The sequence below is a fragment of the Streptomyces sp. NPDC090442 genome (assembly GCF_044769405.1).
Classification (GTDB): domain Bacteria; phylum Actinomycetota; class Actinomycetes; order Streptomycetales; family Streptomycetaceae; genus Streptomyces.
In genome coordinates this window covers 71,937-87,139 of the sequence record NZ_JBIVXW010000041.1, presented here as the reverse complement: position 1 = coordinate 87,139, position 15,203 = coordinate 71,937, and the positions used below count along the sequence as shown (strand labels likewise).

The following is a 15,203-nucleotide window of genomic DNA, read 5'->3' as shown; positions in this document are numbered from 1 at the left end:
ACCTTGTACGTGACCTTGAGCACCGGCGAGTAGATCGAGTCGACCGGGATCCGGCCGATCTCCTGGCCGACCTGCTTGTTCTGGACGGCGGAGACATAGCCGCGACCGCGCTCGACGGTCAGCTCCAACTCCAGCTTGCCCTTGCCGTTCAGCGTGGCCAGGACCAGGTCGGGGTTGTGCACCTCGACACCGGCCGGCGGCGCGATGTCCGCGGCGGTGACCAGGCCGGGCCCCTGCTTGCGCAGGTACATCACGACCGGCTCGTCCTGCTCGGACGACACCACCAACTGCTTGATGTTGAGGATCAGGTCGGTGACGTCTTCCTTCACGCCGGGCACGGTGGTGAACTCGTGCAGCACGCCGTCGATGCGGATGGACGTGACCGCCGCACCCGGGATCGAGGAGAGCAGGGTCCGTCGCAGGGAGTTGCCCAGCGTGTAACCGAAGCCGGGCTCCAACGGTTCGATCACGAACCGGGAACGACATTCCTCCACGATCTCCTCGGTCAACGAGGGTCGCTGAGCGATCAGCATGAGGTATTGCCTCCAGTCTTCGCCACCCACAATTTGATGCCGTACCACCGGACGGCAACCCGATGTCGGTAGGACCTAGAGTACGGGCGATGCGGATCACTGGCCGCATGCCTCGCGCAGACTGTGGACGACACTGCGTCGACCGGCAGGTCGGCCTGGTAGTCGTCGTTGGTGAGCGCGTCGTCAAGCACAGCAATGTCCAGCGGACGAATGAGTTCACGCGTGCGGATGTTGACGACGGAGCCCACCCCCTGGAGTCGCGGCCGTAACGCATCGCTCAGCACCGTGGCGGCCGGTGGCACGGCCAGCCCCAGCCCTGTCGACGGCAGTGTGCCACTCGGACCGACGAAATGCCGTGGAAATGCGGCCGCCCGAACCCGGCAACGCCCTGGGCTGCAGCCCGTCCGCACGCTCCCGGGGACTCCGCACGTGACGCAGCGCCGCGCCGATCGCAACCCGGGCAGGGACCGGCGAGCCGGTGCGCTACTTGCGGGGTTCGGTGGGGGCGTGCGCGGGTCTCCGGAAGTCGGAGGACGGCGCGGGCCGGCGCAGCTCCCACGCGACGGTGGGCGGCGCGGCCGCGGCGAGGACGAGCAGGGGGATCCACGCGATGTGCGGCAGGTCCGTGAGGAAGACGACCAGGACGGTCATCGACACGGCGAAGCCGAGCATGCCGGGGAGATCGATCCGGGCGGCGAGTCGAGCCCGGCCTCCGAGGCCGATCCGACCGAACAGCACGCGGATCCTGCCCCGCACGGCGACGATTCACTGACCGACGCCGATCCCGACACCGCAAACGAGGCTGACCTGGCCGAGCAGGCGCGCGTCGGCACACTGGACGAAGACGATGACCGCCCACAGCCGGTCAGCGGCCACTGCTTCGCGCGGGACCGGCGCCCCGCCCGCCGTCCACCGTCAACTCCGCTCCCCCGCCCGCGGATCGGCCGTGCTCGCGGCCAAGCAAAAGAGCAGGCACCGCTCCACGTCCCGTGACGGGTGCGCATCGCCGGTGCGGCAGTAGGCTGAAACGGTGACTCCCCTACCGGAAGGCTCGTCGCCACGGATCGGCGAGGACGACCGCGATGCGGCCGTGCGGCGCCTGCAGCAGGCGTACACCGAACAGCTCATCTCCCATGAGGAGTTGGACGAACGCCTCGACCAGGTGCTCTCCGCCAGGACGCGCAGCGAGCTCGTGTCGGCCCTGGCTTCGCTCCCGGAGGAGGACCCGGGCACCGCGTCGGCGATCGGCGCCATCAGCGGACGGATCAAGCGGCGCGGCGCATGGCGGGTACCGCGGAACCTCAAGGTCGATTCCGCCTTCGGAAAGGTGCGTCTGGATCTGTCCCGGGCGATCATCGAGCATCCGGTCGTCGACATCGAGCTGCAACTCGGCACTGGTGGGGCCAGGATCACGGTGCCCCGCGACGCGGTCGTTGACGTCGAGGGTTTGCAGACCACGTGGAAGGACCTGCGCTACAAGGCCCCGCGGGATCAGCGACCCGGCGGGCCGCGGATCCGGATCTCCGGGGCCCTGGGGTTCGGACGGTTGGAGATCCGCCACGCGCGGCGTTGAGCTCTCTGAGGGGCCGCCGGGCTGCGCTCCCGCGCCTAGGGCGCTTCTGACGGATCTCCGCGGAGGCAGGAGCGGCGTCTGGTGCGTGCGATCGCAAGGCGCCGGGATGTCTTCATAGCGGAGCTATGGGGGCATTTCGGCAACGCCGCGGGGGCCCCCGCGCCCTTAAGGCGTGGGGGAGTGCGTGCCGGACGCCGCGACGCCGCGGAGATCCGTCAGAAGCGCCCTAAGGTCGAGGCATGCGCATCGTCTCCCTGTTGCCGGCGGCCACCGACATCGTGGCCGAACTCGGTCTGGCTGCCGACCTGGTGGGCCGCACCCATGAATGCGACTGGCCGCCGGAGGCCGTCGCCGGGGTTCCCGTCGTCACGGCCGCCGACTTCTCCGCGGACGACATGACCAGCCGGGAGATCTCCGACGCGGTGGGCGGCGCCTCCCACTCGGGTTCCTCGCTCTACGCCCTCGACGCCCAGGCCCTCGGCGCCCTCGCTCCGGAGGTGGTCCTCACACAGGACCTCTGCGAGGTGTGTGCGGTGTCGTACGGCAGCGTCTCCCGGGCCGTCCGGGTGCTGGAGGCCGACACCAAGGTACTGAGCCTGGAACCACGCACCCTGGGCGACGTGTTGGACTGTCTGGTCACCGTCGGCACGCTGTTGGGTGTTCCCGAGCGCGCCGAGCGGCGGCGGGAGGAACTGCGCGCGCGTCTGACGAAGGTGGAGCGACTGACCGCCGGCCGACCGCGACCGCGTGTGGTGGCCATCGAGTGGCTCGACCCGCTCTGGCCCGCGGGACACTGGGTGCCGGAGCAGATCACCTGCGCGGGCGGCTCGCCGCTGCTCGCGGCGCCGGGCGAGCACACCAGGCCGATGGAGTGGAGTGCGGTACGCGCCGCGCGCCCGGACGTCCTCCTCGTCTTGCCCTGCGGCTTCAGTCCCGAACGCACGTTGCGGGAGCGCGGTCTGCTCACCGAGCTGCCTGGCTGGGACGCGTTGCCCGCCGTGCGCGGGGATGCCGTCTGGGTGCTCGACGGTCCCGCCTACTTCAACCGGCCGGGCCCCAGGGTGGTCAGAGGTGCGGAGGTCCTGGCCCACGTGCTGCACTCCGTTGAGGCGGGTGCTCCCGTGACGGCGGGTGAGGCGATCCGTCTGTCCGCAGCCGGGACCGCCCGCTCCGGCACGTGAACCGACCCGACCGGCCCGTATCGTTGCCTTCCCGCTCGCAGCCCGCACCCCGAACCGAGGAGGACCGATGCCGCAGGAGCCGATGACGGCGGTCCTCCGCCGCGCCGCCGCCGTGGGACCGTTCTTCGCCGTGCGGACTGACGCCGGCACGCCGCGGGACCAGGGCTTCCTCCCGCTGTCGGAGCTGTATCCCGGGGGCTCCGTACCGGCGTTGCGCAACCGGGTGGAGGCGGTGGCCGCGCGGCTCGGTACGGCGGAGCGTCGGGTCGCGGCGTCCCTCGTCTACCAGGGGCTCGCCGGTCGCCTGTGGTCGATCGCCCTCGCACCGGCGGTGCTGGCGGGGCGTGTCCCCGATCTCGGCGGCGATGCCCTGTGGTGGCATCCGGAGCGGAGCACTCCGGACGAACTCTGGCTCCCCTCCCCGTCCGCGCTGCCGTCGGCCTCTGCGGAAGCCCGGGAGGAAGACCTGAAGGGGGGCTTGGGGGAAGGCGTGGCGGAGGAACTGGCGGGGCGGCTGCGGGGAGCCGTTCTGCACGGTCATCTGGTTCCGCTGCAACGGGCCGTCATCGCGGTGTCCCCGATCTCTTCCCCTCTGCTGTGGGGCAACGCGGCCTCGGCACTGGTCGGTACCCTCCGGGTGTTGATGGGCTGGTGCCGCCAGGAAGGCGACGGGGAGGCGGCGGAGCGGGCCGTGACGCTGACCGCATCCCTGCTGGATGATCCGCTGTTGCGCGACACGGGCACGCTGGATCCCGTCGGTCCCGGGTTCTCCCGACGGAGTTGTTGCCTGTACTACCGCGTTCCGGGCGGAGGATTGTGCGGAGACTGCGTGCTGCGGCGGAGCGTTCGGTAGGGCGGCGGCCCCCGCCGAGCCCGGCTCGTCGGCCCCCGCGCCGGCCCGCCCGCCAGCGGGTTGGACCGCCGGCGATAATCGACCGATGACCACCATCGAACGCCCCGTTCCGCCCCTGAACGTCGACGAGCGCACCACGCTCGAAGGTTGGCTCGACTTCCACCGCACGACGCTCGCCATGAAGTGCGAGGGTCTGGACGATGAGCAAGGCGCCGTCGCTTCGGTGCCGCCGTCCGGCTTTACTCTGACGGGCCTCGTCCAGCACATGGCGGAGGTGGAACGGAACTGGTTCCGACGGGTGTTCGCCGGCGAAGAGGCCCCGCCCCTCTACGACCCGCAGGCGGATCCGAACGGGCCCGACGGCGGCTTCGAGTTGGCCGAGGGCGCCACTTTGCGCGACGCTCTCGCCACCTGGCGTGCGGAAATCGCCCGCACCCGCGAGCTCTGCGCCGGCCGCGCCCTGACGGACACCGGTCGCTTCATGGGACAGGACGTCAACCTCCGCTGGACCTACGTCCACATGATCGAGGAGTACGCCCGCCACAACGGCCACGCCGACCTGCTCCGGGAGCGCATCGACGGCGCCACCGGGGTGTAGCTCCGATCAGACCGCGTTGCCAGGCACGCCGCCAGCGACCGGCTACGGGAGCCGGTCGACGGGGCGAAGGTCGTCTGGCGCGGCGCTGTCGTCGACGGCGTGAGCGAGACAGCCAAGTCCCGTCCTGTGGAGGTCAATGTGCAACTGTCCGACCTGCGGGTCTACTTGGCCGTCGCGCGCACTGGCGGCATCACCAGAGCCGCTCAGGAACTGCACACCGTGCAGTCGAACGTCAGCGCCCGGATCCATGCGTTGGAGAAGGAGCTCGGTGCTCCGCTGTTCCGTCGGCATGCTCGGGGCGTGGCGCTGACGAGCGTGGGCGAGCGGCTGCTGCCGTACGCGGAGCGCATCGTCAGACTGGTCGAGGAGGCGCGGCACGTCATCGGGGACGAGGCGGATCCCAGTGGGCCGTTGCGGATCGGGTCCATGGAGACCACGGCGAGCCTGCGGCTGCCCGGTGCCCTCGCCGCGTTCATCGAGGACTGCCCGCGCGTCGACCTGTCGCTGGCCACCGGGTCGACCGAGCGGCTCGTACGGGACGTGTTGGCGTACCGTCTCGACGGCGCGCTGGTCAGCGGGCCGGTGCGGCAGCCCGGCCTGGTGGAGACGCCGCTGTTCGAGGAGCGCCTGGTCCTGCTCACGGCCCCTCGGGCCACCGACCTGGACGCCGTGCTGACCGATCCCAAGATCCTTGTCTTTCGGACCGGTTGCTCCTATCGGCGGCGGTTGGAGAGTGTCCTGCGGGCGCGGGGCGCGGTTGGCGTTCGCTGTATGGAATTGGGGACGCTGGACGGCATCCTCGGCTGTGTCGGGGCGGGTATGGGAATCAGTCTGCTGCCCGCCTCCGTCGTCGAGCGGCACGCCGCCCGCGACCAGGTCCGGGTGCACGAGCTGCCGGAGGAGGAGGCGGGCGCGCAGACCGTCTTCGTCCGGCGCGCCGACGCGCCGCCCCTGCCCGCGCTGGCACGGTTCCTCACGCATGTGCAGGCGGTGGATCCGGGGCCGCCCGTCCTGCGCGCGGTCGGGAGCCCGCAGCAGCGGGTGGTGCGCCGGCCCGATTCCCGTTGAGCACAGGAGAGTTCACTTCGGGCGATGGCTCCCATCACCAGCAATCGTTGGATCTGAAGTCCCGGCGAACCTACTGTCCCTCTTGACGCCGCATCGCCCGCCGCGCGGCCAACGGGCCGCCGCCCGACCAAAGGGGATTTCGCCTTGCTGACGACGCGCTTCACCAACGCCCTCGGAATCGAGCACCCGGTGGTGCTCGCCCCCATGGACTTCGTCGCCGGGGCCCGGCTCGCCGTGGCGGTGTCCGCCGCGGGCGGGCTCGGCCTCCTCGGCGGCGGCTACGGCGACGAGCGGTGGTTGGAGGACCAGTTCGCCGCCGCGGCCGGCACCCGGGTGGGGTGCGGCTTCATCACCTGGAGCCTGGCCCGCCGTCCCGGACTCCTCGACGTCGCCCTGGAACACCGACCCGCCGCCATGATGCTGTCGTTCGGCGACCCGGCGCCGTTCGCCGACCGGATCCGCGCCGCCGGCGTGCCACTGGTCTGCCAGGTCCACACGCTCGACCAGGCCCGGCAGGTCCTCGATGCCGGCGCGGATGTCGTCGTCGCGCAGGGCGGCGAGGCCGGCGGGCACGGCGTGGGCACGCGCTCGACGTTCACCCTCGTACCCGATGTCGCGGACCTGATCGCCGACCGCTCCCCCGACACACTGCTGTTGGGCGCCGGTGGCGTGGTGGACGGCCGCGGGCTCGCCGCCGCGCTCGCCCTCGGCGCGGACGGCGTCCTGGTCGGAACCCGGTTCTGGGCGACGGAGGAGGCGGTGGTCTCCGATGGCGCCCAGGCCCGCGCGTTGGCGGCCGGCGGCGACGACACCGTGCGCACCAGGGTCTACGACATCGTGCGGCAGTACGACTGGCCGGCCGAGTACGACGGGCGCCTGTTGCGCAACCAGTTCATCGACCGGTGGCACGGCCGGGAGTCCGCGCTCGACGCTCATCTTGCCGAGGCCGCCGCGGAGTTCAGGTCCGGCGTCTCGCAGGAGGACTACGACATCGCGGGGGTGATCGTCGGCGAGGGGGTGGGCCGGGTCGGGGAAATCCTGCCCGCGGGAGAGGTGGTGCGCCGGATGACGCGGGATGCCGCCGCCCGGCTGGGCCGCTAGGCCCACGGGCCGCGCGGTCACTGCGTCCGCACCGCCCCACGCCCCGGACCGGATGCCTACGGATACGCACGCGACTGTCAGGGAGCCTGGCGGTCTCGCCGCAACGGGTGCCCGGAGCCGCGCTACTGTGCCCGGGTGAGTCTTTACGTCGTCATAGGATTCGGGCCCGCGGGGGCGGCCACGGCGCGGCTGTTGGTCGAACGGGGTCACAAGGTACGGGTCATCACCGCGTCGGGCCGGGCCGCCGAGCCAGGCATCGAGCACCTCGCGTTGGACGCGTCGGAGCCTGAGCGGCTCGCCGAGGCCGTGCGGGGCGCCGCCGCGGTCTTCGGTTGTGCCGCGCCTCCTCTGCCCCGTTGGGCGAGTGACTGGCCGCCGCTGGCCTCGGCGTTGTGCGCGGCGGCCGAGGCGACCGGGGCCGTTCTGGTCATGTTGGGCAACCTCTACGGCTACGGCCCGGTGGACCGGCCCCTGACGGAGGAGCTGCCGCTGGCCGCGACCGGCCCCAAGGGGCGGGTGCGCGCGGCCGTTTGGGAGCAGGCGCGGGCGCTGCACGAGCAGGGCCGGATCAAGGCGGTCGAGGTGCGGGCCTCGGACTTCTTCGGGCCCGGGGTGACCGACGGCGGGCACCTGGCCGCGCGGGTCATGCCACGCCTGCTGCGCGGCAGGCCGGTCTCCACGTTGGGGGATCCGAACGCCCCGCACGGCTGGACCTATCTCCCCGACGTGGCGCGGGCGTTGGTCGAGATCGCGGGCGAGGAGCGGGCGTGGGGGCGTGCCTGGCACGTCCCCACGGCGCCCGCGCTGTCCGTCCGGGAGATGGTCGACCGCCTCGCGGCCCGCGCGGAGACGGGCCCGGTCGCGGTGCGCCCGCTGTCCCCGGCCGTGTTGGGCCTGGTGGGCGTGTTCTCCCCGCTGATCCGCGAACTCAAGGAAACCCGCTACCAGTTCGACCGCCCGTTCGTGGTGGACGCCAGCGCCTACGAGGCGGAGTTCACGGTCCGCGCCACCCCCTTCGACGAGCAGATCCGGGCAACGGTGGACTGGTGGCGCGCCCGCGTGGCTGCCGCAACCACCTGATCGCCCACGCGCTGGCCCAGGCGGCGGGCACCGCCTGGGCCTGTTCGCCGTCCCCGGCCGGCAGGCAATGCTCGCTCAGGCTTGCCCGGTCTCGAAGCGGGAGATCTTGTCGCCGGCGACCGTGAAGCGCCATGCGGTCCGCATGGCGCCCCAGCGGTCGTTGGTGTAGTTGGCCACCAGGGCGGTGCCGCCGTCCGCCACGGATTCGACGTCCATCCGGCCGTTGCTGCCGAATGCCTCGCTCTGGAGCCAGTTGCGCAGGTCGCGGTCGGTGCCGTCGTCGCTCATGGTCGCGTCCGGTGTGAGCAGGTCGAAGAGGCCGTTGCTGTCACCGGTGTTGAGCGCATCGACGAACTTCGCGACGACCGGGTCCAAGTCGTTGAGGGGCATGATGCCGTGCCTCCAAGGGTGCGGAAATTGGCGCCCTCCTTAACGAACGCCTGACCGCGAGGTCACCCGGCGTCGCCCTATTCGGTGGCGTCACCGAAAGTGGATACCTTCGTCTGAAAAGTGATAAGCCGCCGCCCCCCGACCCCTCGGCCGACTACCGTACGGATACGTCCTGCTGCCCAGTGCAGTCATCCGAGGAGGAATCCGTGTCTTCGCTCTACGACCCCCAACACGCTCCCGTCGGCGATGTGGGCACGGCACTCATGATGATCGACTCTCGACTGAAGAGCATCCACGACGGCAAGACCGGGACCGATCCCGAGCAGCAGGAGCTGATCGACCAGTTCACCGCGTCGCTGGGCCCCCAGGGGGCCCATGACGTGTTGGACGGCGCGTGCACGCTCATCTACGTGTTCATGACGTGGCTGCAAAAGGCACACCAGGACCACGACAAGGACGTCATCGAGTACGTGGTGCCCAGCCTCGTGGCCACGATGCGCATGATGCCCAAGAGCGTCCGCCCGGAGGCCATTCCCACCATGGCGGGCCTGGTCATCGCGGCGGGCACCGGTCTGAGCCCCAACCTGTGGCGCAGTCAGTACGGTCACTGGACCGAGGCGGAGATGACTCCCCTGGAAGTCACCGCCTTCCTGCTCGCGGAGCACATCAACCGCATCACCGACGACCCCGACTTCGCCACCCGCATGGTCACCGAGGCACTGTCCAGTGCGGACGAAGCGGACGAAGACGAAGACTGACGCAGGGTTCAGGACGCCTGCCGGCGCGGGGTTCAGATGGTCAGCTCTGTCTGGGCCGGGGGCGTCGCCTTCGTGGGGACGGGGGTGTGGCGGATGTACCACTCGGTGGCCAGCAGTTGTTCCCGGTCGGACGGGGGCAGGGCGGCGAGCCGACCCGGCAGGGCACCGCGCGCCACCTCGGAGCGGTGGGCCAGGACGGCACCGATCTTCTGTTCCGTCCACGGGCGGACGTCGACGGTCGCGCTGATCCACTCGTCCGGGACGCTGAGCGTCGGTCGGCCCTCCCGGACCAGGCGGGGGCCCAACGCCCGTGCGGCAGAGTGCGGATGGGTGGCCAGATAGAGGGCGCTCGGTCGCCAGGGGGCGCCGGCCTCCGGGTAGAGCCGGTCCAACCCGGCGGCGTGCACGGCCAGTACGGCCACCCGGTGGGTGTGGACGTGGTCCGGGTGGCCGGTCATTCCCCCGTAGGCGTCGTGGGTGACGACGATTTCCGGGCGGAACTCCCGGATGTGCCCGACCAGTCGGCGCACCACCTCGTCGAGCGGGGCGTCGCAGAAGCGGGGGCTGTTCGGGGCGGATGCGGGCACCTTCGCGTCGGCGTAGCCGAGCAGTCGGGGTGCGCCGGCGCCCAGGATGCGCAGCGCATCGGCCAGTTCCGCGGCACGCCGACTGCCTTCCGTCCAGGTCGCGGTGACGACCGCGGTGCGGGCTCCGCCGGCCGCGTGGCGGGCCAGCACACCGCCCGCCGACAGGGACTCGTCGTCCGGGTGCGCGAAGACCGCCAGGAGGCTGGGAGGACGCATGGCCGGATCAGCTCCCTCTTTCTGCTGCTCGACCTGCGAATCAGGTTGACCTTGGGGCAGGTTGACCTTCGGACCAGGCCAAGCTGTGGGCCTGGTCAGGCTACCTCCCCTCCCCTCGGGCGATCGTTGTGAACGCTGTCCATGCCCGATGCGGATGGTGATTCCCGGGTGGGGGAGCCACAATTGGGGTGGACGGGATCGATGGCGCCGGACGGCTCGGGGACGGTACCGGCGGGGTGTGCGGATGGCGCGGACGGTCGTCGCGGGGACTGTGAGGGGAGCGGGGCGTTCCCGAACCCGCTCCCGTCTCCCTGAGGGAGGGACAGCCGCATGACTGCCGAAGCAGCCGCCCGGCGCATTCTGGCGCAGGTGCAACGGGTCGAGAGCGATGCCGAAGCCCTGCGGTGGTTCCTCGGTCCGGAGGCGGCTACGGCCGTCGACGCCGTGCGGGCCGATGCGGTGTTACCGGACGGCTCGGTCCGGGCGTTGGCGGTCTTCGCGCTGGCCTACGCCGACTGGTGCCGCTTTCTCGCGGGTGGCGGGCGGGATCGGGCGGCGCTCGGCTCGGCCGTGGTGTCCTTCGCGGGGCTGGGCACGCCCGAGCACGCGCCCCCGGCGCTGCATCCGCTCCTGGACGCGCTCGCCGGCCGGCCCGTGGATGCCGACCCGCTCCTGGCGTACGAGGCCGGTGTCGGGGCCCTGATGGTGCATGAACAGGGCCGGCACCCCATGGCGTTGCAGGTGGCCGAGACGCTGTTGCGGCAGGCCGTCGCCGGTTTTCCGGCCGGGAGCGCCGAGCAGGGCACCTGCCTGTCGGACCTCGGGCTGGCGCTTGTGCACTCCTTCCGGGCGGGTGCCGGGCGGGAGGTGCTGGCCGAGGGCATCGAGCGGAGCCGGGCGGCGGTGGCGGCGGCTCCCGTCGAAGGGGCCGAACAGGCCCGTAGGCACGGCAACTTGGGGTTCGGGCTCCGGTTCCTGGCCACTGCCGCCCATGACCGGGAGGCGGCGCGGGAGAGCGTGACGGAATTGCGGACGGCGGTGCGGCTGAGCACTCCGCAGGACCCGCACGGCCTGTTGCACCGCGCCGCGCTGGGGTCGACGCTGTCCACCACCGCGCCGATCCTCGACGACCCGTCCGTGCTGCCGGAGGCGGTCGCACTGCTGCGGGAGGCGGTCGCCACGGCGGAGCCGAACCCTTCCGCCGCCGTCCTGGCCGATCTCGGCATGGCGTTGATCATGCGCGCCATGGAGGGCGGCGACGACGCGGCCCTGTACGACGAGGGCATCACCGTCTGCCGCCGGGCCGCGGACGCGGCGCCGAACCCGGTCGAGCGCGCCGCGTACCTCACCAACCTCGGCCTGGCCCTCAGGGGGCGGGCCGTCCGCACCGACGGCACCGATGTGCTGGCCGACGCGTACGCGGCCGCCCGCGATGCCGTCGAGGCCGCGCCGCCGGGCCATCCGGTGTACGCCCAGGCGTGCTTCGTGCTCTCCGGTGTGCTGCGTTCCCGCAACGTGACCAGCGGTCGGCTCGCCGAGTTGGACGAGGCCGCGGAGCTGGCGCGGCGGGCGTTCGAGGCCACGGCGGAGCAGGACGTGCGCCAACGAGTGCTGCGTGGCGCGGAGTTGGCGGACCTGATGCGGTTGCGGGCGCTCGCGGGTGGTGTGCCCGGCGGGGTTGCCGACCTCGCCGGGCCGATCGCGCTGCTGCGCGGCCTCGCCGGGGAGGTCCCTGGGCATCCGGAGGAGCGGGCCGAGGTCCTGCTCCAGCTCGGCCGGTGCCTGAGGACCACCGGCCGCAACGGCGGTGCGGTGACGGACGGCTGGAGCACGGTCACCCCGGGCTCCGGCGCTGGCTCCGACCTGGACGAGGCGATCGACTGCTTCCGCGCCTGTCTGACCCTGCCGTCGCCGGGCAGCGGCTTCGAGGCCGCGGTGCGCTTCGACCTGGGGGCGACCCTCGCCAGCCGCGCCGCTCTTGGCGACGCGGCCGCCTGGCAGGAGGGGGCCGACGAGATGCACCGGGGCGTCGCCCTGCTCCCGGAGGGCGATCTGCGCCGCTCGGAGTTCCTCTCCGACCTCGGCGGCATCCACCTCGGGCGGGCCGTCGCCACCGGCACCCCGCGGCTCTACGAGGAGGGGGTGCGCCTGCTGCGCGCGGCGCTGGCCTGCGCGCCCCGCACCAGCCCGTCCGAACGGGCCGTGCGGCACTCGAACCTCGGCGCCGCCCTGGCCACGCTCGGCCGGCGCGACGGGGACGTGGAACTGCTGGCCGAGGCGGTGCGGGCGCATCGCGCGGCCGTCGAACTCACCCCGCCGGACGACCACTTCCGGGTGCACCGGATGGGCAACCTCGGCGATGCGCTGCAACACGTGGCGGAGGTCCGCTCGGACCGGTCCCTGCTGGCGGAGGCCGTCACCGTGCTGCGCGATGCGGTGGTGGCGGCCGGCCCGGGCACGCCCGGTGGGGCCGACACCCTCACCCGTCTCGGGCACGCCCTGCGTTCCCTGGCCCGCTTCACCGGGGAGGCCGGTCCGTTGCGGGAGGCCGTCCAGCGGCACCGGGAGGCGTGCGCGGTGCCGCCCGGGCCGCCGGCTCCCAGGGCGTTGACGGGCCTCGCCAACGGGCTGGTGGAGCTGTTCCGGCACACCCACGACGAGCGGGACCGCGAGGAGGCGTTGGGGCACTATGCCGCCGCCCTCGCCGCCACTCCCGAGGCGTCCGACGAGCGCTGCCTCGTCCTCACGAGTTTCGGGCACGCCGCGTGGGGCCGTGCGGCCGCCACCGGCGACGAGGCGCTGATGGACACGGCCGTCGACCGGCTCCGTGAGGCGGCCGCCACGGTGCCCGCGGGCCATGCGTCACACGGCAACGTGCTGACCAATCTGGGCGCCGTTCTGGCCCAGCGCGCTCAGCTCACCGGCGACCGCACCTGGCAGGCGGAGGCCGTGGCGGTGCTGCGGCGGGCCGTGGACGAGGGTCCGCCGGACGCCTTCGACCGGGCGGGGCTGTTGAACAACCTCGCCGAGGCGCTGCGCGGTTGGTACGAGATCACCGGCGACGCGGCCGCGGCCGACGAGGCGGCCGAGCTGTTGCGCCGGGCGCGGGTGCGGGAGCACGGCGAGCGGTCCGGCCCGCAGTTCGCCGCGCTCAACCTGGGCCTGCTGCTGCAGAGTCGGGCCCTCGCCGGGGAGGGCCCCGGCGGACCGACGATCGCCGAGGCCCAACGCGCCCTCGACGAGGCGGTGTCCGGGTTCGGTGCGGACCATCCCTGGCGCGCGTTCGCCCTGGTCAATCTGGCCGCGACCCATCTGCTCGGCGCCCAGGCCGCCGAGGACGGTGCCGATCCCGCGGTGGCGCGCATGCTCCACCGGGCGGTCACCGCGGCCCGGGAGGCCCTCGGCGGGCTCTCCGAGGGCCACCCCGATCAGGCCCGCGCCCAGTGGATCCTGGCGGCCGCGCAGGAGCGGCTGGCCTTCGTCGGTGCGGACGTCGATCTGGCCGAGGCGGTCCGCCTCGCGCGGGAGTCGGCGCGGAATCCGGCCTCCCCGCTGACCGTCCGGCTGTTGGCGGCCCGTACGTGGGGCCAGGCCGCCGCGCACGCGGGCGCGGACGCCGAGGCGCTCGACGGCCACGCGTACGCCGTGGAGTTGCTGCCGCGCCTGGCGCCGCGCAGCCTCGCCCGCGCCGATCAGGAGGAGCGGTTGCGCGCCAGTGCGGGCCTGGCCGGCGATGCCGCGGCGCTCGCCCTGCGCGCCGGCGACCCCGGCCGGGCCCTGACGCTGCTGGAGCAGGGCCGGGGTGTGCTGCTGGCCCAGGGGGTGGAGGACCGCGCGGACGCCTCGCGGTTGCGGGCCGTCGCGCCCGCGCTCGCGGCCGAGTTCGAGGAGCTCCGCGAGCGGCTGAGCACGCCCGCCGCGCGCCCGCCGGCGCTGCTCGGCCCCTCCGGGCCACCCGCCGTCCCATCCGCCGCGCCGCCGGTCGGGGGCGCGACCGAGAACCGGCACGCCCTGGCCCGCCGCTGGGACGAACTCCTCGCCGAGATCCGGGCGTTGCCAAACTTCGCGGACTTCCTCCGTCCGCCGGCGCTGACCGAGCTGCTCACCGCGGCCGCCGGCGGCCCGGTCGTGATCCTCAACGTCAGCGCCTACCGCTCCGACGCCCTCCTCCTGACCCCCGACGCCGGCATCGAGGTGCTGCCCCTGCCCGGCCTCACACCGGACGCCGTGCTGACCCGGGCCACGGACTTCGTCCAGGGCGTCGACGCGGCGTACGGGGAGCAGGGGGTGCCGCGGGCGGTGGCCGCGATGCGCACCCTCACCGGGGTCCTGGCATGGCTGTGGGACACCGTCGCCGCCCCCGTGCTCGACCGGCTCGGCCTGCGGACCGTACCGGGCGACGGCGAGCCGTGGCCCCGGGTGTGGTGGTGCCCCACGGGCTGGTTGTCCTTCCTGCCGCTGCACGCCGCCGGGCGCGGCGCGCCGGACTCCGGCACCTGGGTCGTGGACCGCGTCGTCTCCTCGTACACGCCCACGGTGCGCGCCCTCCTCCGGGCGCGCGGCCGTCTGGGCCGCGGTGCCCGACAGCGCCCGGCCCCGCTGGTCGTCGCCCTCGCCGACACGCCGGGCGCCCCGCCGTTGCCCGGCGCCTCGGACGAGGCCGCCCTGCTGGCCGAACTGTTCCCCGACGGGCGGCTGTTGGCCGGCGACGCCGCCACCGTCTCGGCCGTTGCCGAGGCACTGCCCGCGCACCCCTGGGTGCACTTCAGTTGCCACGGCGTCAGCGACCTGCTCAGCCCGTCGGAGAGCGGGCTGGTCCTGCACGACGGCAGGTTGACCGCGCAGCAGGCCGCCGCCCAGCGCCCGGGCAGTCCGGAGTTGGCCGTGCTGTCCGCCTGCTCCACCTCCCAGGGCGGCATCATGCTGCCCGACGAGGCGGTGCAGTTGGCGTCGTCCTTCCAACTGGCCGGCTACCCGCATGTGATCGGCACCCTGTGGACCGTCTCCGACACCCTGGCGACCGGCCTCACCGAGGAGTTCTACGCGGCGCTGGCCGAGGACGTGGCCCGACTGCGCCCGCTGGATCCGGCCCTGGCCCTGCACCACCCGGTGCGATCGCTGCGCGACCGCTTCGCGCAGGCGCCGCACCTCTGGGCCGCGCACATCCACACCGGAGCCTGACGCGCCACGCACCCCACACTCAGGGCGCGTCCACTTCCCCGCCTCCCGGTCCGGTCGCCGAGGTGTCCCCCATGGCCGTCCCCG

12 protein-coding genes and 1 pseudogene are annotated in these 15,203 nt (G+C 73.1%); 9 read left to right on the top strand and 4 right to left on the bottom strand.

Annotated elements, in window-relative coordinates; all coding sequences use genetic code 11:
- Both ACIQU6_RS26950 and ACIQU6_RS26945 read right to left on the bottom strand, forming a co-directional pair.
- Positions 1–533, bottom strand: a pseudogene (locus ACIQU6_RS26950) (DNA-directed RNA polymerase subunit alpha); the annotation flags it as partial.
- Between the two features lie 483 nt (positions 534–1,016).
- Positions 1,017–1,289, bottom strand: coding sequence for a hypothetical protein (locus ACIQU6_RS26945; protein ID WP_403484253.1), 273 nt, complete (start codon positions 1,287–1,289; stop codon positions 1,017–1,019).
- A gap of 274 nt (positions 1,290–1,563) precedes the next feature.
- Between ACIQU6_RS26945 and ACIQU6_RS26940 the strand changes: the two genes are divergently transcribed.
- The 7 genes from ACIQU6_RS26940 to ACIQU6_RS26910 all read left to right on the top strand — a co-directional run bounded on the left by ACIQU6_RS26940 (position 1,564) and on the right by ACIQU6_RS26910 (position 7,987).
- Entirely contained in the window at positions 1,564–2,106 is a 543-nt protein-coding gene (locus ACIQU6_RS26940; RefSeq protein WP_403484252.1) for a DUF1707 domain-containing protein, read from the top strand.
- 239 nt (positions 2,107–2,345) lie between these two features.
- Entirely contained in the window at positions 2,346–3,287 is a 942-nt protein-coding gene (locus ACIQU6_RS26935; protein WP_403484251.1) for an ABC transporter substrate-binding protein, read from the top strand.
- Between the two features lie 67 nt (positions 3,288–3,354).
- Positions 3,355–4,140 carry a (2Fe-2S)-binding protein gene (locus ACIQU6_RS26930; RefSeq protein WP_403484250.1) on the top strand — a complete coding sequence of 262 codons (786 nt, stop codon included), beginning with the start codon at positions 3,355–3,357 and terminating at the stop codon, positions 4,138–4,140.
- Between the two features lie 85 nt (positions 4,141–4,225).
- Complete coding sequence (locus ACIQU6_RS26925; RefSeq protein WP_403484249.1) at positions 4,226–4,738, top strand: DinB family protein; 513 nt, start codon at positions 4,226–4,228, stop codon at positions 4,736–4,738.
- A gap of 99 nt (positions 4,739–4,837) precedes the next feature.
- The gene (locus tag ACIQU6_RS26920; protein ID WP_403484248.1) at positions 4,838–5,806 is read left to right on the top strand and encodes a LysR substrate-binding domain-containing protein; all 969 of its coding nucleotides are present in this window, start codon (positions 4,838–4,840) and stop codon (positions 5,804–5,806) included.
- 144 nt (positions 5,807–5,950) lie between these two features.
- Positions 5,951–6,907 (top strand): NAD(P)H-dependent flavin oxidoreductase, encoded by a 957-nt coding sequence (locus tag ACIQU6_RS26915; protein WP_403484247.1) that lies wholly within the window; start codon positions 5,951–5,953, stop codon positions 6,905–6,907.
- Between the two features lie 135 nt (positions 6,908–7,042).
- Positions 7,043–7,987, top strand: a complete 945-nt coding sequence (locus tag ACIQU6_RS26910; RefSeq protein ID WP_403484246.1) for an NAD-dependent epimerase/dehydratase family protein — start codon at positions 7,043–7,045, stop codon at positions 7,985–7,987.
- Positions 7,988–8,062: 75 nt separating this feature from the next.
- On the opposite strand, the gene ACIQU6_RS26905 is transcribed toward ACIQU6_RS26910, so the two are convergent.
- Complete coding sequence (locus ACIQU6_RS26905) at positions 8,063–8,377, bottom strand: nuclear transport factor 2 family protein (protein ID WP_403484245.1); 315 nt, start codon at positions 8,375–8,377, stop codon at positions 8,063–8,065.
- Between the two features lie 206 nt (positions 8,378–8,583).
- Here ACIQU6_RS26905 and ACIQU6_RS26900 point away from each other — a divergent pair, with 206 nt between their 5' ends.
- The gene (locus tag ACIQU6_RS26900; protein ID WP_403484244.1) at positions 8,584–9,135 is read left to right on the top strand and encodes a hypothetical protein; all 552 of its coding nucleotides are present in this window, start codon (positions 8,584–8,586) and stop codon (positions 9,133–9,135) included.
- A 32-nt stretch (positions 9,136–9,167) separates the two neighbouring features.
- Here ACIQU6_RS26900 and ACIQU6_RS26895 read toward each other — a convergent pair whose 3' ends face one another.
- Positions 9,168–9,938 (bottom strand): PIG-L deacetylase family protein, encoded by a 771-nt coding sequence (locus ACIQU6_RS26895; protein WP_403484243.1) that lies wholly within the window; start codon positions 9,936–9,938, stop codon positions 9,168–9,170.
- A 330-nt stretch (positions 9,939–10,268) separates the two neighbouring features.
- Between ACIQU6_RS26895 and ACIQU6_RS26890 the strand changes: the two genes are divergently transcribed.
- Positions 10,269–15,119, top strand: a complete 4,851-nt coding sequence (locus ACIQU6_RS26890; protein WP_403484242.1) for a CHAT domain-containing protein — start codon at positions 10,269–10,271, stop codon at positions 15,117–15,119.
- The last annotated feature ends 84 nt before the right edge of the window (positions 15,120–15,203 follow it).